Source organism: Pseudanabaena sp. UWO310 (assembly GCF_006861605.1).
In the GTDB taxonomy this organism is placed as follows: domain Bacteria; phylum Cyanobacteriota; class Cyanobacteriia; order Pseudanabaenales; family Pseudanabaenaceae; genus Pseudanabaena.
The window spans coordinates 29,471-48,332 of sequence record NZ_SELU01000008.1 but is presented as its reverse complement, the minus strand read 5'-3'; the positions used below and the strand labels follow the sequence as shown (position 1 = coordinate 48,332).

Here is an 18,862-nt window from a genome sequence, read left to right as displayed (position 1 = left end):
TTCCGTTGTCACACCTTGGGGACTAATCAAAATGTTTATTGATTTCCATACCCATCGCGATCGCCAATGTCAAAATCTGATCAACCTGCAAACCCTGCATGTCAATACGGACTTGCCAGCCCACTCATTACCGCCTACCTGTAGTCTGGGGTTACACCCTTGGTTTATAGCCATGTCATCGTGGGAAGAGGCTTACCAAAATCTGGAAATATTGGCGAAATTACCAGAAGTAATAGCGATTGGAGAATGCGGACTCGATCGCAATATTGATTTACCAATGGAATTGCAAATTACAATTTTTCAAAGACATATAGAATTGGCGGAAACATTACAAAAGCCACTGGTAATCCACTGTGTAAGAGCCTTTTCCGAACTAATCGCTTTAAAGAAAACTACGAAATCTGTCATTCCTTGGATCGTTCATGGTTTTCACAAAAAAAAGGAAGTCTTTCAACAATTGCTCGAACATGGTTTTTACTTTTCATTTGGCGCAGCAATTTTAAGCGATCGCTCTCCTGTAGTGCCAGCGATCGCCACCATTCCGCAGGGGCGGTTCCTTTTAGAAACCGACGATCGCGATGATATTAGTATCGAACAAATTTACGATCGCACTGCGGCGCTGCGACAGGTTTCCCTCGTCACTCTGCAATCTCAACTAGTCGAAACTTATCACCAATTGACTAGCTTGAGTCGTATCAATCGCAGGATCGATACTATCCATAGCCAGCCCAATCTCACTGAGTAGTTCTTGAGCAGCATTCAGCATTTCAGGTTCCAGATTGTGTAAGTCTTCCCTAGTACTGAGATAGGTTTTCAGCGCCGTCATCGGATCGAGGGCTTCCGCAGTGCTGAGATCGGGCATTCGACTCCGTGGATTTTGGCTGACTACTTCTGGAATCAGAGAATAATTATGGGCGCTTTCCATGGCTTCATGGAGTAAGCGATCGTCAATTAGCGCTAGTTGTTCGGCTTTAATTTTATAAATCAGCCTCGCGATCGCCCGATCAATTTTCCCTTTTTGAATTGCTTTGAGTAACTTTGCTTGCGGATCCTCCGCCTGTGTCACATCTACTTCGATTGTCCGAAATACGCGGGTCGGAATTGGACAAAACTCAAATTTTACATTCCCCTTCTCAACTTCTAACCAGCAATAGCCCTTTGCCTCATTCTCTTCGCCAAAATCAACCCGCTCAATGCTGCCTGGATAAACTACCATTGGCTGCGTGGCAAGAATTTGATGTCGATGCACATGCCCCAAAGCCACATAATCAAAGGCTTCGCGGGTTAACATCGACAATGGAATCGTGAATCCCTTGCCCGCCGCCAAAAACCTCTCTGCACCGTAGGTTGCCGTATCCACCATTACATGAGCCAATAAAATCGTTGGTAAGCTCGGATCGAGCTGCCGAATTTCACCTTCGATCACCACCTGTAAGCGATCGATCAGGAATTGATTCACATCTGCCATCGAAAATCCTTCGGTTTCCGACTTCGTGAGTAGAGTCGATCGCGTAATCCAAGGTAGGGTAATAATCTGAATTGCCCCCGCGTTAGTAGAAATACGATGGGTGGCGATCGTGTCGCCCACGGTAAAATTCGGTACGGCAAGACTGCGATAAATAGCCAAACTCGCTCCACCGACTCCCTGCGAATGCTGGTCGTGGTTACCAACTAATAAAACCGTGGGAATCCCAGCATCGGCAAGACGACGAAACTGCTTGGCAAAGGCTTGCTGCACCAAAGGCGGCGGCGTGGCATCAGGAAAGGCATCCCCACCAAAGAGAACTAAATCGGCTGGTTCCCGCATCGCGCGATCGATACAGAGGGTTAGCGCCGCCACAAAGTCTTCAAGACGAGTATTTAAACCCGTTTGCGGATTAATCTTGCCATGGGTCGTACTGCCAAGATGAATATCAGAGAGATGTAAAACTTTAATAGCCATAATTACTCCCTAGTGAACAATTAGTATTGCGCCGCTTTGCCGCGCAATACTAAGAAACCATTTAAGAAGTACTTTCTGCGGTCAAAAACTCTAACAGATCCCCCTCAATCCCCCTTAAAAAGGGGGGAAAATTTAATTCTCCCCCCTTTTTAAGGGGGGCTGGGGGGGATCTAGTGAATTCTTAAATGGTTTCTAATTGTTCACTTTATAGCAACGTAAGGAATAAACCCAAAAAGATGGCAGCTATAATTTCTCCTCACAAACCCAGCGCCATAATGGATGGCTTTTACCTTTTGCTTGAATTCCTTTTACTTGATGGGCAAGCGATCGCTTTTCCCGTTGATTCAGTCCCCATAAAATAATCGAACTCTGCCAAACCAAAGTCGCTAAGGTCATTGCCACACATATCCCCAAGCCTAACATCGGCAAACGATTGTAAGCCAAAGTCATCCGCACCGCCGCCCATGTAAACGAGGCAAACCATAGCTCAATATCCGATCGCAAAGCCCAAATGCTTGCCGTTCCCACGGTCAACCACAGAAAGCCGTCAAATATCCACCGCAAATAGGTTTGGACTTCGATCAGACGCTGGATTTGCCGTTCGAGAAGTGGATCAGGATCAGATATTTGATCGGAATTTAGTTCAGATCGAGGCTGAGCAATATTGCTGATGTCTTCTTCATTCATAACTCAGACCAAGCATTGAGGTAAGTATATAGCGTTTCCCAGTCTATTGAATTATGGGGTTTCCTCGCTACCTTCGGTAGTGCGAAAATCCTCCTCCCAAGAAGAGAAGGTTGGCACTTCGTGCCAACCTTCTCTTCTTGGGAGGGATTTGTCCTTTTATACCAATTCACAAAAGTGTGACAGCTTAACCCCAACTGACATTTTTTATCTAAGTAGTTAGGCATAATTAAAAACCAAAACCAGAGAGCATACCGCCCGCGCAGCGGGCGGTATGCTCTTCTAGGTTTTAATTAGTTGGCTTCAAGGGGCGGTTGGCGGACTGTCACCTGACGGCTACGCCACCAAGCGAGCAAAATACTGGCATTAAAAATGCTGGAATAAGCCCCCGACAGGAACCCAACGATCAAAGCTAGCGAGAAAAATCTTAGCGTCGCACCACCGAATAGGAAAATAGCAATTAAAGGCAAAGTTGCCGTGAGAGTGGTGTTGATCGATCGCCAGAGGGTTTGATTTACCGAAGCATTAACCAAATCATTAAAACTGGTCGTATCCGTATCGATCTTCACATTTTCGCGAATGCGATCGTAGATTACCACCGTATCGTTAACGGAGAAGCCGCAGATCGTGAGCATCGAAACGATAAATAAACTATCAATTTCTACCCCCATCGTCAGCCCTAAAATGGCAAATACACCAGCCGTAACAAAAATATCGTGGAACAGCGCCACGATCGCAAAGGTGGCATAGTCCAGTTGAAAGCGAAAGGCGAGATAAACACCGATCCCCGCAAAGGATAAACCAAGGGCAAGCAAACCATTATTGAGAGCCTGCTGCCCGATCGCGGGGCCGACTTCATCAATCTGGGATTTCTTGGGGTCAACTTCTCCATACTGCTTCAACGCTTCAGTCATTGTTTCCTTGAGCTTGACCCGCTGCTCAGAGGAGAGATGGGATGTCCGAACCGATACACCCCTAAGGTCTTTGCCCTCAACTAACTGAATGACGCTATTACTAAAACCCTTACTTTCTACCGCTTGGCGGATCACAGCCACATCAATGGGCTTACCACAATTGCCAGCATTACAAGCCAAACCGAGCGTAATATTAGAACCACCCGTAAAGTCAATACCGAGGCGTAAAGGCGATCCTAACTGTTGAAAGGAGAGAACCATCGCGATTAAACCCGCCACAATCACTGTCGTGGAAATCGTGATGTAAAGGCGACCATGTTTAATTACATCTAATTTCATAGCACTGCACCTGTATTGTCTTTTTTATTACCGTTTTCTCGATCGCTCGATTTATCCTCGGACTTAGTTTCCACCTCAGCTTTAGTTAGAGAAATTTTGCCAAAAGCCTTTACGCCATAATATTCTGGCTTGCGAAATAGGGGATTGCTGATCATTGCCAACATGAGCGATCGGCTCAATGTCACCGCCGTAAAGACACTCACCAGCACCCCAACGCCTAAAGTAACCGCAAATCCTTTGACAAATCCCGAACCAAGCCAAAACAGGGCAAAACAAGAAATCAAGGTAGTTACATGACTATCAAGGATGCTCGACCAAGCTCGATAAAAGCCAGCTTCAACGGATTTATAGAGAGTTCTTCCTGCATTTAACTCTTCTTTTGTCCGTTCAAAAATTAATACATTGGCATCCACGGCAATACCGATACTGAGAATAAATCCTGCAATACCTGGTAAAGTCAAGACCACGCCTAACAGACAAAACGAAGCAAAGGTAATCACCGCATAGGTAATGAGGGCAATATCGGCAACCACACCTAAAATGCGGTAATACAGCACCATAAAAATGATGACTAAGACTAGCCCCGCAACTCCAGCATAAATGCTACTCAGGATACTATCCGCCCCAAGGGTAGCCCCGACAGTACGGTTTTCAACAATTTCTACAGGCACTGGTAAGGCTCCTGCTCTTAACTGCAAAGCAAGTTCGTTAGCCGTATCAAGTGTAAAGTTTCCTGTAATTACAGCTCTTCCACCAGTAATACCCTTGCCTTGAAATTCAGGACCAACGGATGGGGAGCTGATTAACTTATCGTCTAAGAAAATACCTAAAGCGCGACCTGTACCGCCAATTTCACCAGTAGTTTTCGCAAATAGATCGCCGCCTTTATCATCAAAGGTGAGCGCCACTTGCCAAGAATCAGGACCATTGCCCGATGGCGATGCGACTGCATCCTTGAGCATATTGCCGCTTAAACCTGTGCGCTCAAAAATCCCCTTCAGGGCTTCTACACTCTTTTGATATTCCGCTTCGTTATCGGCGATCGCCTTTTGATCGCCAGAGTTTTTCAGGATTTCGCGTTGCAGCGTTGCCGCCTGCTGAATTTGCAATCTTGCCCTTAGCTCGCTTTCAGTCCCTTTTTTTTGCTTCCGAAAATCAAGCTGGGCAGTTGTCCCAATTACCCGTTCAGCCTGCGCAGGATCGTTTACTCCTGGCAGTTGCACGACTAGTTGATTATTACCCGATATCACAATTGTTGCTTCGGAAACACCCAAGCCATTAATACGTTGCTCCACCACAAACTTTGCAGTTTCCATAATGCGTGGTGTAATTTCATTAATTCCTTGTTCGGGATTAATTTTTGCTTGGAGTGTGAGCTGCGCACCACCCCGTAAATCTAGCCCTAACTTAGGTGGATGATTTACGATGAGATACACAGCCCCCAATAAAACTGCCAATACAAAGGCAAGCAGGCGGCTTTGTTTACCCATATTTTTTATAGCTTTTTTTGATAGCTGTTTTGATAAAGCTATTTATATAGCTTTACTTCGAGCCAGAGTGAACAGAGAAAATTTTTAGACATCTGCCATCATAACCCACTACCGCTACGGGTTTCGATGCTGGTTTTTAATTATGCCCAGCCTTAACGGCAAAACCACATGCATATTGATCACCAAGAAAAGGGCGAATAACCAAGTAATAAAAAAGTAATAAATTAACTTTGTCTCCCCATTTTTAAATTTTTAATTATCTTTAAGTTTGGTAAAAATTTCTCGTCAAACTCCTCGCAAACGCTAACTAGTAAGTAATTTGACTTATTTCTTTAGACTGATATTTTAAGCTAATTCTCAAAGACTTGCAGCATAAGCGATCGCCCCTGACGAGAAATACCGCTTACAGCAAGGAATTGATCGCTCTTTTTTACGGTTTATGCGCTCTTTAGCATTACTTGGACAAAGCTTTGTAATACAGCCTACGCAAATTGTTGCGGCTAAACGGTAAACTTATATCAAAGCTGAAATTTAGGTTGGATTTGTGAGATCTCGGATCGAGCGAGTCTTTTCCGAAGACTGGCTAAACTATTTTATCGATCTCTTTTTTGGAGCGAACTGACTGTGACTATTTACGTTGGAAATTTGTCTTATCAAGCTGCTAAGGATGATTTGACAAGCGTCTTCTCAGACTACGGCACTGTAAAACGCGTGCAATTGCCCACCGACCAAGAAACAGGTCGGGTTCGGGGTTTCGCCTTCGTTGATATGGAGGATGATGCCCAAGAAGAAGCGGCGATCGCGGCGCTTAACGAAGCCGAATGGATGGGAAGAACCCTACGCGTTAATAAGGCTAAGCCTCGTGGTGAACGTACTAACAACGATCGCCCTAGAGGTCGCGGCTACGCCTAAGCCTAATTAATTGCAACATTCGTAAAGCATGGCTAAGCTATGCTTTACGAATGCCATGACTCAACGGCTCATGACTCAACGGCTCATGACTCAACGGCTAAAGTTAAGTTATATAAACAAAAGGTGAAACCTAAATATTCTTGGCAAAAACTTGGCATTAAGCTTGGCTTAATTGTCATTAATTTGAACTGTCAGTAAAAAACATCGCCAAAAAGCAACGTTACAGCACAGCATTATCACAAAACGAAACTTCATCTATATCAAGCTTTTGATATGCTGATTAACAACTGACTGCAAATTTATAAAGAACTATGCCTAGATCGCAACGTAATGACAACTTCGTCGATCAAACCTTTACCGTTATTGCCGACACGATTTTAAAACTCTTTCCTGCTAGTCAGAAAGAAAAAGAAGCCTTTGCTTACTATCGAGATGGGATGTCCGCTCAAGGTGACGGTGAGTATGCCGAAGCCCTATCAAACTACGAAGAAGCTCTCAAACTCGAAGAAAATTCCTACGATCGCAGTTATATCTATTACAACATGGGTTTAATTCATGCTAGTAATGGCGATCACAATAAGGCTCTTGAATTTTACGAGCAGGCGATCGATCTCAATCCCCGTATGCCTCAAGCATTGAACAATGTTGCGGTGATTTATCACCATAAAGGGGAAAATGCTCAGGATGAAGAGCAAGCCGAAGAATATTTCAACATTGCTGCCGATCATTGGGTGAGAGCCATACGACTTGCTCCCAACAACTATATCGAAGCGCAAAATTGGCTAAAGACAACTGGTAGAGCCGATATTAATCTGTTCTTTTAAACGATTAACCTCTATTAAACCTAGCAATTTTTGGTGTAAGTCCTAATCAAAGTCCTAAGAGACTTACGCTCGGCTAACATTGGCTGAGCGTATGATTTAGGAATACTATATATTCTTATACTAAGTTAAAAAATGGCGTAGCCATTTTTTAACTTGAGAACCCTCGCTAGGTTTAGTTTTTAATCCACAAAATTGTTGTCACGCTTTCGTGAATTGGTATTAGAACTATATGCATATCCTGATAAATATTGCAGTTTTCATTTTGCCTACGGCAAAATGAAAACTCAAAACCCTTACTAGGATTGTTTTTTGTTTTCAAATGAGTACGCACTCACTTGAAAACCGCAATATATTCTTGGGGATAGTTTAGGCAAATGATCCAGATGATCTAGGATGGTCAAAGAAATACCAAAACCTAACGGTTACCCTAAACACAAATCACCTATACATACCACATATAAATTTATATAAAGATCGCACAGATATTATGATTGATAGAGATCAAGTTCGCCATGTTGCCCATTTGGGGCGTTTGCAATTAACTGAAGCCGAAGAAATTTCTTTTACCAAGCAGCTAGATAGCATTTTGGACTATTTCCAACAGCTAAATGAACTTGATTCTCTGTTAGAGGGGGTTGAACCAACGACTAGGGCTGTTAACACCGTCAATATTACTCGCGCCGATATCCTGCAACCTTTTGCCGATCGCGAAGTCTTGCTGGACTGTGCGCCTGATCGGGAAGAAGACTTTTTCCGCGTGCCCCAAATTATGGGTTAAATGTTACTGGCAATCGCGCTACTGGTTTCAGGTAGGGAAAAAAACAGCACCATAAAATCATGGATATTTCAGTTAAGCCAGAGCCATCTTTATCTAGCTTCAGCATTTTGTTAGCTGAGGACAATCCTGTCAATCAAAAAGTAGCGATGCGCGTACTCAAACACCTCGGTTATGAGGCTGACATCGTAGGCAATGGGCAAGAAGCGATCGCAGCGATCGCCGACAAAGCCTACGATTTAATTCTCATGGATATTCAGATGCCTGAAATGGACGGGATACAGGCAACTAAACATATTCGCGATCGCGAAAACGCATCGCAATCACCTCCGATCGCGATCGTGGCGATGACTGCCAATGCTACCGATGACGATCAAAATATCTGCCGTGATGCGGGTATGAGTGATTACATTAGCAAACCGATTCAGATCGATAAGCTGAAAAATATTTTGCAGCGATACGAATCCATGAAAAATAAAAAATAGAGTCCATGCAATGCATGGACTCTATTTTTTATTTCACAGACTTAGGATTAATTAAAGCAAAAGCCTTGCGTAGCAAGGCTTTTGCTTTTGGGATTTGAGAAAGGATTTATAGCTGTCGCCAATTGTACTAAGTCAAGTGACTGTAGCTATACCTAGCAAATCCTTTCTCAAATCCCGTTTCAAATTATCCCAAACGCAAGCTGTAGCGCACGCGCAGCGTGCGCTACAGCTTGCGTTCGGGGCTTTAATTATGCCCAACAGCTACTTAGCAAGTCGCTTAAGCAACTTCAGCTTCTGCAACTTCTACGGCTACAGGAGCGTATACGCTAATTTTCTTGCGGGTTTTGCCAAAACGCTCAAAAGTAACTACGCCATCAACGGTGGCATACAATGTGTCATCGCTACCGCGACCAACATTGTTGCCTGGGTGAAACTTAGTGCCACGTTGACGAACGAGAATGCTGCCAGCTTTAACAACTTGACCGCCGTAACGCTTTACACCGAGGCGCTTAGCATTAGAGTCACGACCGTTTCTTGTACTACCTGTACCCTTCTTATGTGCCATTTTGTGTTTATCCTCTTAATGATTAAAAGATGCAGAAATAAATGAAACTACGATCCATTTATTTCTGGTTAAGATTGGTTATTAAGCAGCCTGACCGCTAAGATTAATCGCTTCAACCATGATCCGAGTCAAGGGCTGACGGTGACCGTTCTTTCTACGGGTTTTCTTTTTAGGACGCATTTTGTAAACGATTACTTTTTTCGCCTTCAGATGGCGCATGACGGTAACTTCTACACTGGCGCTATCAACTACGGGCTGACCGATGGAGATATCACCGTCCATATTGACAAACAAAACTTTATCGATGGTCAATTTACTGTCTGGTTCGGCTTCGAGAAGCTCAACGTCATAAAATCTGCCGACTTCGACGCGATATTGCTTACCGCCTGTTTCAATGATTGCGTAACTCATGGTGTTTAAATATTCAGTAGATGCCGTACAGGTATGGGGAAATCAGCTTTACCTAAGTTTCACCAATTTTCTAAATAACCCGATCCGAGCATGAAAGATCGTGCGATCTATAACTATACATGAAATCACAAAATAAGGCTCACATTTTTTGCCAGTTCAGGTTGAACTGGCAAATTCTCAAAGCCCAAAAGTAAAAGCCTTGCTACGCAAGGCTTTTACTTTTGGGCTTTGAGAAAGGGTTTGCGTAGCAAACCCTTTCTCAAAGCCCGTTGCAAATTATCCCGAACTGACGTTATTTAAAACCAGAGAGCGTTACGCTCTCTGGTTTTGCTACTTACTCTTATTTCAACCAACCCAGTCCTACTCCCGTTAGCAATAAAGCGCCAAATATTAATCGATAGCCCACAAAGATCCAAGTTGTATGGGTTTGGAAAAACTTCAATAGCCATGCGATCGCCAAATACGAAAAAATCACCGATGACAATAGCCCGATCGCTAACGCCCCCATACTGACATCACCAAACCCTTTTTTGATAATGCTAATTAATTCGACCAGCCCCCCAATCGTAATCGCAGGAATACCTAATAAGAAGGAAAATCTGGTTGCTGCCACCCGATCTAAACCGAGAAACAATCCTGCGGTTAGAGTAGAACCAGATCTAGATACTCCAGGGATGATTGCCATCGCCTGAGCCAAGCCCATTAAGATGCCATCAATTACCCTTACTCTCTGAAAATGACGTTTGTCTTTGTCTTCGCGTCGTCCCAATATTTCCGCTAGCGCAAGTAAGCTAGACATCACAATTGAAGCAATCGCGATCGCCGTTAAACTGCGCAAGGGCGACTTGTCATAGTCTGGGACAAATATCTTAATTAGCAATCCCACAAACAAAATCGGGAAAGTACCTAAAACGATCGCTGTGGCTAGCTTAAATTCTTGGGATTTGTAATTTTGCGATCGCGCCGCTTGAATACTCCCCAGCGTAATATTGCGAAGATCTTTCCAGAAATAGCCAACTACCGCCACAATGCTGCCAAGCTGAATGACGGCATCAAAGGATAAGCCTGCATCTTTCCACCCCAAAATTGCGGGCAATACCTTCAGATGAGCCGTACTGCTAATTGGCAAAAACTCAGTTAGTCCTTGTACGATTCCCAAAACAAATGCTTGCCAATATTCCATAAAAATTTAAACAAAGGACGTAGGTAGCTGGGCGCAACTAAATATACTCCCCAAAAAATCCGCAGCGCAAGAGAAATAAGTAGTTCAGCATAATTATAGCTGTCGCCATTAAAAACCCAGAAAAATTAAAGCCACCACACCAAGGTTTCTAGCTTTTTAATTCTCGGCTTTGCTGTCATAATGAATAATAAAATCAATTTCTATTTAACTTGGTATAAATATATGGATTTAAGAGTATTAGTCGTATTGGGTCCCATTGCTTTAGTTGTTGCTTGGGCAGTTTTTAATCTCGGAAAAGCTGTGATCAAGGGCGAAGCTTCCCTATTTGGCAAACAGGGCAATAACCCTTTTCAATAATTTCAGCTTAAAAGCCAAAGATTAAGAGAGGACGCAATGCGTCCTCTCTTAATCTTTGGCTTTCTTTGGGTTTATTGTTAGGGATGCACAGTCATAAGCATACATAGCGATAAAATAAACCAAGAAATAAACAAAATTAATCTTGTAAGGTAGCTAAGATATGGCGATCGGAGAATATAAGCCTGGTTTAGAAGGAGTTCCTGCCACCCAGTCCAATATAAGTTATGTTGATGGTCAAGTAGGATTGCTCGAATATCGAGGCATCCGTATTGAGGATCTCTGCAAGCATAGTAATTTCCTTGAAACCAGCTACTTACTAATCTTTGGTGAATTGCCAAAAGCTACTCAATTAGAAGAATTTGAACATGATCTTACACACAGAAGAAGGATTAAATATCGCATTCGCGACATGATTAAGTCTTTCCCAGATAATGCCCATCCCATGGATGCTTTGCAAACAAGTGTGGCGGCTTTAGGAATGTTCTATCCGCTGGGAAATTTTCATGATGCAGAATACATTTATCAAGCCACGGTAAGGCTGCTTGCGAAAGTGCCCACGATGGTGGCAGCTTTTCATATGATGCGCCAAGGCAACGATCCCGTAATGCCCCGCGATGATCTCGATTATGCCTCCAATTTTCTTTACATGTTAAATGAGAAAGTTCCCGATCCTCTAGCGGCGAGAATTTTTGATGTATGCTTGACCCTTCATGCCGAACATACGGTTAACGCTTCCACCTTTGCGGCTTTGGTAACGGCTTCGACCTTGACCGATCCCTATGCGGTGATGACTTCGGCGATCGGGACTTTGGCAGGACCTCTCCATGGTGGTGCTAACGAGCAGGTAATGATGATGCTTGAGGAAATTGGCTCCGTTGACAATGTGACCGCTTACTTGGAGCGCAAGATCGAACGCAAAGAAAAACTCATGGGCTTTGGTCATCGCATTTATAAAGTCAAAGATCCCCGCGCGATCGTACTACAGGACTTAGTGCACAAAATGTTTGATGAGTTCGGGCATGATCCTTACTATGATATTGCCCTAGAACTGGAAAAGCAGGCTTATGAAAAGCTTGCCAACAAAGGGATTCATCCAAATGTCGATTTCTATTCGGGCTTGGTGTACAAAAAGCTTGGTATTCCTAGCAATTTGTTTACAACTATTTTTGCGATCGCCCGTGTCCCAGGATGGCTAGCCCATTGGAAGGAACAACTCTCTGATAACCGTCTCTTCCGTCCAACACAGGTCTATACAGGTTTGCATGATGTAACCTATAAACCCATAAACGAACGATAAAATTAGACAGGGCGCGTTTTACGCGCTCTTTTTGATCGCTTTAATCGCTTGTCAGTTATTTTTTAGCGATCAGCCAATAGGTCACCATTTCCCCTCGCCCTTTGACGGTGATAGTACCTCGTGATTCCAGTAAGTAATCCTCTTTTAGACGTTGATAGGTTGCTTCGGTCACCTGAATATATCCTGGTTTACCGTGGGACTCCATCCGAGAGGCAACATTAACGGCATCACCCCACAGATCGTAGATAAATTTCTTGATGCCAATTACTCCCGCAATGACCGCTCCCGTATTAATGCCAATGCGTAGCTCTATGGATTCACTCAGCAGACTAGATGCGTTTTGGATATAGGCTTGCATATCCAGAGCCATATCGGCGATCGCCTTAGCGTGATCTGGGCGTGAAATCGGCAAACCACCCACCACCATATAGGCATCGCCAATCGTTTTGATTTTTTCTAGCCCATACTTTTCGGTTAATTGGTCGAAGGCTGAGAAGATCTGATTTAACCCCGAAACTAGTTCTAGAGGCTCCATCCGCGCTGACAAGCTCGTAAAGCCGACAATATCCGCAAATAGAATTGTGGCATCCTCAAAATGCTCGGCAGGTGATTCATTCGTTTGTTTGAGGCGATCAGCGATCGAGGCAGGCAAGACGTTTAATAGCAACTGCTCCGAGCGTTCCTTTTCCTTTCGGAGTTCAGCTGTGCGTCTTTCCACTCGCGCTTCTAATTCCTCATTCGCTAAACGAAGAGATTCTTGACTTTGGTAGAGTGCCGCAAAGGATTCCTTTAGTTGGGCGGTCATATGATTAAAGGAATGACTCAAGGTTGCAATTTCCACGATCGCACTACTATGAATCTGTTGTTCTAAATTACCCTCAGCAACCTGCTCGGAGGCTTTAGCCAACTGTAATAATGGACGAGCGATCAAATGCGCTGCCCGAATACCGAGGAGAATCGAAATAATTAAAGCCCCCAAACATAAGAAAAGAGTATCCCGATTATTTTGATTAATTTGACTCATGAAGTCATTCTCAGGCACGACCACCACCGTCAGCCAATCAATACCCATCTCATCCTTAATGGGCAAGACCTGAACGTAATACCAACCGCCATCACCGCTTTGAAACTTGAGATTTTGGCTACCGTTAATTGCAGCAAAACTGCCAAATTTTTCGAGTAAATGTCGCGCAGTTGCTTTGATCATGGGATTGTCACTTTGAGTGACTAAAAGCCTCTCAATTGTCCGATTATCGCCTTCACCAATCACCTTAAAAGGTTGAGCGATCGCCGAACTTGCTACCAAATCCCCTGTTCGCTCGATAATAAAGCTTTGCGCATTGGCACTAATCTGCAAATGGCTGAGGAAGTCTGTAACCTGAGTCAAGCGGACATTAATACATAAAACGCCTTGGAGATTTCCTTGGGAATCGAAAATTGGCGATACGGGCGAAATCCCCATAACTGTATTTTTACTGGAAAAAAATGGGTAGATTTCGCTCCATGTTGTTTTTCCCGCCTGTTTCGCGGCTTTGTACCAAGGGCGATCGCGCGGATCGTATTTAGCAGATTTTAAGAACTTTTGGCGATCGCCAACACTATTTAAAGCATAGGTTTCTCTTTGAGGAATAGTTTCACTAGTAACCGTTTTCAGTTGGACAGTACCATCTTCCTGATATTCAACACCGACAAACTCTCCCTTTTCATTACCATAGGATAAATATCCCTCAAAGTTCCCTTTATGCACGATCTGCCAAAAATAGCGTTGCATTCCTTCAAAGTCTTTCAGGTTAAGGTTTCCGCTTAAAACATTTGCCTTGGTTAACCATAGGGTGTTCTGAGATTTATGGAGATAACCAATCACATGCTGTTCAATTCTGGCGCTAATTTCTCCATTTAATCGGTCGGCAAGAACGTTAACAGCGTGCTGTCCATTCCGAAATGATAGATAGCCTACTATACTTACGGCTGCAATGATTTGCAGGACAAAGGGAATGACAATGGTTGTCCGCAATCGAAATTTGGGAATGGACAGTTTAACGATACTCATAAATTAGTGAGATTTTTAGTAAGATTATCGCAGTTGCTTTGCAAAAAAATCGTCAGAATCACTTACCTTTTTAACGATCTAATACCAATTTAAGAAATGGCTACGCCATTTCTTAAATTGAAAACCTCACTAGGTTCATTTCTTCATTCACAAAAGTGATAAGCAGCTAAGCATAATTAAAAACCAAAACCAGAGAGCATACCGCCCGCGCAGCGGGCGGTATGCTCTTTTCGGTTTTAAGTTTACTTATGCTACTTATCACACTTTCGTGAATTAGTATTATCTGCTAACAAGAGTGACGACAGCGATATACTAAACTACTTGGCAGTTTTCCATTTAAATAACTCAAACCAGATGACACTGACAATGCCAGACAATAAGGCGATCGCTAAATCCTCAAAATGGAGATAGTCAAACTGGAAGAGTTGTCTCAAAAATGGAATATAAAGAATTAGTCCAAGAAATAATACACCACCGCCAATAATCCACCAGATCGCGGGATTAGGGACTCGTATCGTACTGATGATCGTTTTAGTCCATGAACGATTGGTCAGAATCATCGCAAGGTTAGAAACGATCAATGTCGTAAAGACTAAACCCCTCGCATCACAGGCTCCTGCACTACAAAGTTTGACATTGGGGGCATAGTTACCCTGATAGTAAGCGATCGCATAAACCGTCACTAATACAACTAAGACACTTAAGCCTTGGAAAAAAGCTATTTGTAAAGTGCGCTTATCGAAGAGTGGTTCCTTCGGGTTGCGGGGCGATCGCTGCATGATATTGGCTTCGGCGGGTTCAGCTTCAAAGGCGATCGTACAGGCGGGATCGATGATCAGATGCAAAAAGGCGATGTGAATGGGCAAAAGCACTAGGGGCCATTGCATAAAAATTGGTACTAGAGAAATGCCTGCGATCGGAATATGAACGGCAAGGGTATAGGACATCCCTTTCTTGAGATTATCGAAGATGCGACGACCGAGCTTGACCGATCCGACAATTGAGTTAAAGTCGTCATTAAGCAGAACCAGATCGGCTGATTCTCTAGCGACATCAGTACCTCTTTCGCCCATAGCGATCCCAATATGCGCGGCTTTGAGCGCAGGGGCATCATTGACACCATCACCTGTCATGGCAACAATTTCACCGCTTTGTTTAAGTGCATTCACAATCAAGAGTTTTTGTTCGGGCACAACACGGGCAAAGATATTCGTGCTGCGAATGCGCGATTGTAATTGTTCGGCGGACATTTGTTCTAATTCAGAACCCGTGATTACTTCACCACCTGACAGCCCAATTTGCTTAGCAATATTTTGCGCCGTAGAGGGATAGTCACCCGTAATCATCACTACGCGAATTCCTGCCTGATAGCATTCCGCGATCGCAGGGGCAACATTAGAACGCACTGGATCGGCTAAACCAACTAGCCCAATAAATTCAAAATCAAAGTCATGCTGATCGCTGGGTAAAGATCCATCGACAGGATAAATATGGCGCGAACTGTTTGCTGAAAGCGTTCCCTTAGCCACACCTAGCACGCGCAGTCCTACCGATGCCATGATGTTAACTTGAGTTGCGAGATCGGCGATCGCTTCTGGACTAAAGTGACAGAGATCCGCGATCGCTTCGGGTGCGCCTTTAGCTGCGATTTCTTTTTCAACCCCTTGACTTTCAACCCCTTGACTTTCAACCCCTTGACTGGTTTCCCAGACACAAGACATGGCTCGTAATTCTCCCGACAAGGGATATTCACGTAAAATATCCCAATCATCATGAAGGTGTTCTGTGCCCGTGAGTAATTCCACACCCACCAATTTGAGAGCCTTTTCCATGGGATCGAAGGGATCTTTGCGACTGGCGAGAATTCCATATTCGATCAAGCGATGGAAGTCTTCGGGTAGAACTTCCCGTTCGTGCAAAGTTAGATCGTAAAAAGCGGGACATTGCGATTCCTTTTGATAAACAAATAACTGCTGCACAGTCATTTGATTAATCGTCAGCGTACCTGTTTTATCGACACAAAGCACTGTGGCTGCTCCGAGGGTTTCCACGACGGGAATACGCCGAGTCAAAACATTTTGTTGCGAAAAGCGCCATGCGCCTAAAGCTAAAAAGATCGCTAAAACCACGGGAATTTCATTGGGCAAAATTGCCATTCCTAAAGCTAATCCTGCCAGCACTCCATGCAGCCAATCGCCGCGTGTAATTCCATAAATCACCACTGCGACAACACAAATAGCGATCGCAATGACGGTCAGTTGCTTGACCATCCGCCTTGTTTCCTTTTGGAGTTTCGAGTCTTCTTGTTTGATCGTTTGTAAAGCCTTGCCAATTTTACCCATTTCGGTCTTTGAGCCAGTGGCTTGTACTTCGACGATCGCCTGTCCTTGGACAGCTAAAGTCCCCGAATAAACGTAGGGCAAATCATCACCACCAGCGCGATTAATCGGTACGGGTTCGCGATCGTCAAGCGCAGTTTTTCGCACGGGTACTGATTCACCTGTGAGAAGGGATTCGTCAACGGTGAGATGCGTTGACCATAGCAAGACCCCATCCGCAGGTATGCGATCGCCTTCCGCAATTACAATCAGATCGCTACGTACTACTTCTCGACCTGCAATTCTTTTCCGCACTCCATCCCGAATTACCAGAGCACGAGGACTAGAGAGATCGCGTAAAGCTTCGAGGGATTTCTCGGTTTTCTGCTCTTGGTAGAGATTAATTACCACAATAAAGAAGACGAAACCTAGTAATATCAGTGCTTCTTGCACATCCCCCAAAAAAAGATAAATACCACCACAACCAAGCAATAGTAGAAAGATGGGTTCACTAGTAATTTCGAGAATGATTCCCAAAATATTGCGGCGATCGCTTGATGGTAATTCGTTATATCCCTCAGTTTGCAGGCGTTGGCTAACTTCCTGTTCTGATAGACCTGTTAATTCTTGGGGGTTCAGTACAGACTTCATATAGCTCCTATTGTTGAAAATTAACAATCTCAATCGAGTTGCTTAGTAATACCAATTCCCAAAAGTGTGGCTACACTTTTGGGAATTAAAATCCAAATCCAGTAAGGGTTTTAAAATCACAAAATGGCATAGCCATTTTGTGATTTGGTATAAGTAGCTAGGCATAAGTAAACTTAAAACCGAGAAGAGCATACCGCCCGCGCAGCGGGCGGTATGCTCGCCGAACTACTTAGCTGGCGTTAGTGAGAAATAGCTTTTGCAATAAAGAAAGCCGCAGCCGCAGCAATGCCACCAATTAACACAGTTTGAACGGCACTACGGATAGGGGTAGTTCCTGTAAATCTTCCCTTGACATAGCCAAAAGCAGCAAGGGCAATATGGGTAACCACAATAGAAACTAGGAAAGCACTATTCAAATTACGCATAAATATGTAAGGAGATAGGGGGATCAGACCTCCAACCATATAAGCAATCGCGATCGTCATCGCACTTGTCAATGCGCGTTTGGGATGGGGCTTTTCTAAGCCCAATTCAAACCGCATCATAAAGTTCACAAAGCTGTCGGGATTTTTGATGAGTGTCTTGGCAATAACTTCACTTTCTAGTTCAGAAACGCCATAGGATTGGAAGATATCCATTACTTCTGACATTTCAACCATAGGCACTTCACTCACTTCTAAATATTCGCGTTCTAGTTCGCTTTGATAATGCTCTGCATCGGTCTTTGCCGCTAGATACCCACCTAGTCCCATCGCGATCGAGCCTGCCACAATTTCGGCAAATCCTGCCGTAACCACGATCGCTGTTGATGCAACTGAGCCTGACAATCCTGCTGCTAGGGCAAAAGGAACTGTCAAACCATCTGACATGCCAATGACAATATCTCGGATGAATTCACTTGACGAGAAGTGATATTCATAGTGTGGCTTATTTTGCATCTTAATTAGAAATCAGCTAGAGAATATTTACAAAATGAGAATTACAAAATGGGAATTATCAAAATGGGAATTATCAAAATGGGAACGTCTTTCCTTGAGATTCACCGATGAGAAAAGTAGAACTTCGACTTCACGAAACCAGCGTATCCCGTGGTTAAGCGAAGACGAACCCTCTTTCAACTCAGTTCAGTTCGCTATATTTAAGTAGTTCAGCATAATTAAAAACCAAAATCAGAGAGAGTACCGCCCGAGTAGCGGGCGATACTCTCTTCAAGGTTTTAAGTTTACTTAGCTACTTACAGTTTTATAACAGTTAGTTCAGATTTACAACCTTGCAAATCTATTAATGAGAACTATCGTCTATAACTAACAGAAAAAGATAGAATTAATAGTTAACATAGAAGTTGAAATTCCTTGTCACACAAAGCATTTACAGGCTCAGATGGTAAAAATAATCGCTTGTAATTTTCATGGTGAACTAATTCAGCATATCCCTTTCCTAAAAAAACGTCAGTTCGGATTAAGCTGGCAAATTCTCAAAGCCCAAGGTAAAGCCCAAAGTAAAAGCCTTGCTATGCAAGGCTTTTACTTTGGGCTTTGAGAAAGGGTTGGCTACGCCAACCCTTTCTCAAAACCCGTTTCAAATTATCCTGAACTCACGTTAAAAAAGAAGAGGAATTATGAAGAGGAATTATGAAGTAAGCAGCTAAGCATAAGTAAACTGAAA

The 18,862-nt window shown here is 43.6% G+C and carries 17 protein-coding genes; 7 read left to right on the top strand and 10 right to left on the bottom strand.

The genetic code is table 11. From position 1 onward, the window contains the following. Positions 1-31: 31 nt before the first annotated feature. Positions 32-745, top strand: a complete 714-nt coding sequence (locus PseudUWO310_RS04455; protein WP_142599370.1) for a TatD family hydrolase — start codon at positions 32-34, stop codon at positions 743-745. Here PseudUWO310_RS04455 and sbcD read toward each other — a convergent pair. From sbcD to secD, 4 genes are all read right to left on the bottom strand, one after another. Then, complete coding sequence (sbcD, locus tag PseudUWO310_RS04450) at positions 656-1,942, bottom strand: exonuclease subunit SbcD (protein WP_142599368.1); 1,287 nt, start codon at positions 1,940-1,942, stop codon at positions 656-658. The two genes, PseudUWO310_RS04455 and sbcD, sit on opposite strands and share 90 nt — an antisense overlap. Before the next feature lie 243 nt (positions 1,943-2,185). Continuing rightward, positions 2,186-2,629: a hypothetical protein gene (locus PseudUWO310_RS04445; RefSeq protein WP_142599366.1), complete on the bottom strand. Its 444-nt coding sequence runs from the start codon at positions 2,627-2,629 to the stop codon at positions 2,186-2,188. A gap of 290 nt (positions 2,630-2,919) precedes the next feature. Beyond that, positions 2,920-3,879 (bottom strand): protein translocase subunit SecF, encoded by a 960-nt coding sequence (gene secF / locus PseudUWO310_RS04440; protein WP_142599364.1) that lies wholly within the window; start codon positions 3,877-3,879, stop codon positions 2,920-2,922. Continuing rightward, the gene (secD, locus tag PseudUWO310_RS04435; RefSeq protein WP_142599362.1) at positions 3,876-5,369 is read right to left on the bottom strand and encodes a protein translocase subunit SecD; all 1,494 of its coding nucleotides are present in this window, start codon (positions 5,367-5,369) and stop codon (positions 3,876-3,878) included. Before secD ends, secF begins: the two co-directional genes overlap by 4 nt. A gap of 624 nt (positions 5,370-5,993) precedes the next feature. Between secD and PseudUWO310_RS04430 the strand changes: the two genes are divergently transcribed. The 4 genes from PseudUWO310_RS04430 to PseudUWO310_RS04415 all read left to right on the top strand — a co-directional run bounded on the left by PseudUWO310_RS04430 (position 5,994) and on the right by PseudUWO310_RS04415 (position 8,365). Then, positions 5,994-6,281 (top strand): RNA recognition motif domain-containing protein, encoded by a 288-nt coding sequence (locus PseudUWO310_RS04430; protein WP_009627977.1) that lies wholly within the window; start codon positions 5,994-5,996, stop codon positions 6,279-6,281. A gap of 311 nt (positions 6,282-6,592) precedes the next feature. Continuing rightward, entirely contained in the window at positions 6,593-7,105 is a 513-nt protein-coding gene (locus PseudUWO310_RS04425; RefSeq protein WP_142599360.1) for a photosystem I assembly protein Ycf3, read from the top strand. A gap of 487 nt (positions 7,106-7,592) precedes the next feature. After that, positions 7,593-7,883 carry an Asp-tRNA(Asn)/Glu-tRNA(Gln) amidotransferase subunit GatC gene (gene gatC, locus PseudUWO310_RS04420; protein WP_009627975.1) on the top strand — a complete coding sequence of 97 codons (291 nt, stop codon included), beginning with the start codon at positions 7,593-7,595 and terminating at the stop codon, positions 7,881-7,883. A gap of 59 nt (positions 7,884-7,942) precedes the next feature. Beyond that, a complete protein-coding gene (locus PseudUWO310_RS04415; RefSeq protein ID WP_142599358.1) occupies positions 7,943-8,365 on the top strand; it encodes a response regulator in 423 nt (140 codons plus the stop codon). A 277-nt stretch (positions 8,366-8,642) separates the two neighbouring features. Here PseudUWO310_RS04415 and rpmA read toward each other — a convergent pair whose 3' ends face one another. From rpmA to PseudUWO310_RS04400, 3 genes are all read right to left on the bottom strand, one after another. Next, on the bottom strand, positions 8,643-8,930 hold the full coding sequence (gene rpmA / locus PseudUWO310_RS04410; protein WP_009629204.1) for a 50S ribosomal protein L27: 288 nt from the start codon (positions 8,928-8,930) through the stop codon (positions 8,643-8,645). Between the two features lie 81 nt (positions 8,931-9,011). After that, a complete protein-coding gene (gene rplU / locus PseudUWO310_RS04405) occupies positions 9,012-9,341 on the bottom strand; it encodes a 50S ribosomal protein L21 (protein ID WP_009629203.1) in 330 nt (109 codons plus the stop codon). Positions 9,342-9,681: 340 nt separating this feature from the next. Then, positions 9,682-10,524: an undecaprenyl-diphosphate phosphatase gene (locus PseudUWO310_RS04400; protein WP_142599356.1), complete on the bottom strand. Its 843-nt coding sequence runs from the start codon at positions 10,522-10,524 to the stop codon at positions 9,682-9,684. Positions 10,525-10,746: 222 nt separating this feature from the next. Between PseudUWO310_RS04400 and PseudUWO310_RS04395 the strand changes: the two genes are divergently transcribed. Both PseudUWO310_RS04395 and PseudUWO310_RS04390 read left to right on the top strand, forming a co-directional pair. Next, entirely contained in the window at positions 10,747-10,881 is a 135-nt protein-coding gene (locus PseudUWO310_RS04395; RefSeq protein ID WP_142599413.1) for a photosystem II protein Y, read from the top strand. Positions 10,882-11,041: 160 nt separating this feature from the next. After that, positions 11,042-12,178: a citrate synthase gene (locus tag PseudUWO310_RS04390; RefSeq protein ID WP_009625135.1), complete on the top strand. Its 1,137-nt coding sequence runs from the start codon at positions 11,042-11,044 to the stop codon at positions 12,176-12,178. A 55-nt stretch (positions 12,179-12,233) separates the two neighbouring features. On the opposite strand, the gene PseudUWO310_RS04385 is transcribed toward PseudUWO310_RS04390, so the two are convergent. The 3 genes from PseudUWO310_RS04385 to PseudUWO310_RS04375 form a co-directional block, all read right to left on the bottom strand. Continuing rightward, complete coding sequence (locus tag PseudUWO310_RS04385; RefSeq protein WP_142599355.1) at positions 12,234-14,228, bottom strand: adenylate/guanylate cyclase domain-containing protein; 1,995 nt, start codon at positions 14,226-14,228, stop codon at positions 12,234-12,236. Positions 14,229-14,545: 317 nt separating this feature from the next. Beyond that, positions 14,546-17,197: a cation-translocating P-type ATPase gene (locus PseudUWO310_RS04380; RefSeq protein ID WP_142599353.1), complete on the bottom strand. Its 2,652-nt coding sequence runs from the start codon at positions 17,195-17,197 to the stop codon at positions 14,546-14,548. 239 nt (positions 17,198-17,436) lie between these two features. Then, complete coding sequence (locus tag PseudUWO310_RS04375; RefSeq protein WP_055075196.1) at positions 17,437-18,135, bottom strand: VIT1/CCC1 transporter family protein; 699 nt, start codon at positions 18,133-18,135, stop codon at positions 17,437-17,439. Between the last annotated feature and the right edge of the window lie 727 nt (positions 18,136-18,862).

Bases quoted from the DNA above. Each gene is read 5' to 3' on its own strand.
- PseudUWO310_RS04415 (WP_142599358.1), top strand. From the start codon at position 7,943: ATGGATATTTCAGTTAAGCCAGAGCCATCTTTATCTAGCTTCAGCATT.
- gatC (WP_009627975.1), top strand. From the start codon at position 7,593: ATGATTGATAGAGATCAAGTTCGCCATGTTGCCCATTTGGGGCGTTTG.
- sbcD (WP_142599368.1), bottom strand. From the start codon at position 1,942: ATGGCTATTAAAGTTTTACATCTCTCTGATATTCATCTTGGCAGTACG.
- PseudUWO310_RS04445 (WP_142599366.1), bottom strand. From the start codon at position 2,629: ATGAATGAAGAAGACATCAGCAATATTGCTCAGCCTCGATCTGAACTA.
- PseudUWO310_RS04385 (WP_142599355.1), bottom strand. From the start codon at position 14,228: ATGAGTATCGTTAAACTGTCCATTCCCAAATTTCGATTGCGGACAACC.
- PseudUWO310_RS04425 (WP_142599360.1), top strand. From the start codon at position 6,593: ATGCCTAGATCGCAACGTAATGACAACTTCGTCGATCAAACCTTTACC.
- rpmA (WP_009629204.1), bottom strand. From the start codon at position 8,930: ATGGCACATAAGAAGGGTACAGGTAGTACAAGAAACGGTCGTGACTCT.
- PseudUWO310_RS04455 (WP_142599370.1), top strand. From the start codon at position 32: ATGTTTATTGATTTCCATACCCATCGCGATCGCCAATGTCAAAATCTG.
- PseudUWO310_RS04395 (WP_142599413.1), top strand. From the start codon at position 10,747: ATGGATTTAAGAGTATTAGTCGTATTGGGTCCCATTGCTTTAGTTGTT.
- secD (WP_142599362.1), bottom strand. From the start codon at position 5,369: ATGGGTAAACAAAGCCGCCTGCTTGCCTTTGTATTGGCAGTTTTATTG.
- PseudUWO310_RS04400 (WP_142599356.1), bottom strand. From the start codon at position 10,524: ATGGAATATTGGCAAGCATTTGTTTTGGGAATCGTACAAGGACTAACT.
- secF (WP_142599364.1), bottom strand. From the start codon at position 3,879: ATGAAATTAGATGTAATTAAACATGGTCGCCTTTACATCACGATTTCC.
- PseudUWO310_RS04375 (WP_055075196.1), bottom strand. From the start codon at position 18,135: ATGCAAAATAAGCCACACTATGAATATCACTTCTCGTCAAGTGAATTC.
- PseudUWO310_RS04390 (WP_009625135.1), top strand. From the start codon at position 11,042: ATGGCGATCGGAGAATATAAGCCTGGTTTAGAAGGAGTTCCTGCCACC.
- PseudUWO310_RS04380 (WP_142599353.1), bottom strand. From the start codon at position 17,197: ATGAAGTCTGTACTGAACCCCCAAGAATTAACAGGTCTATCAGAACAG.
- rplU (WP_009629203.1), bottom strand. From the start codon at position 9,341: ATGAGTTACGCAATCATTGAAACAGGCGGTAAGCAATATCGCGTCGAA.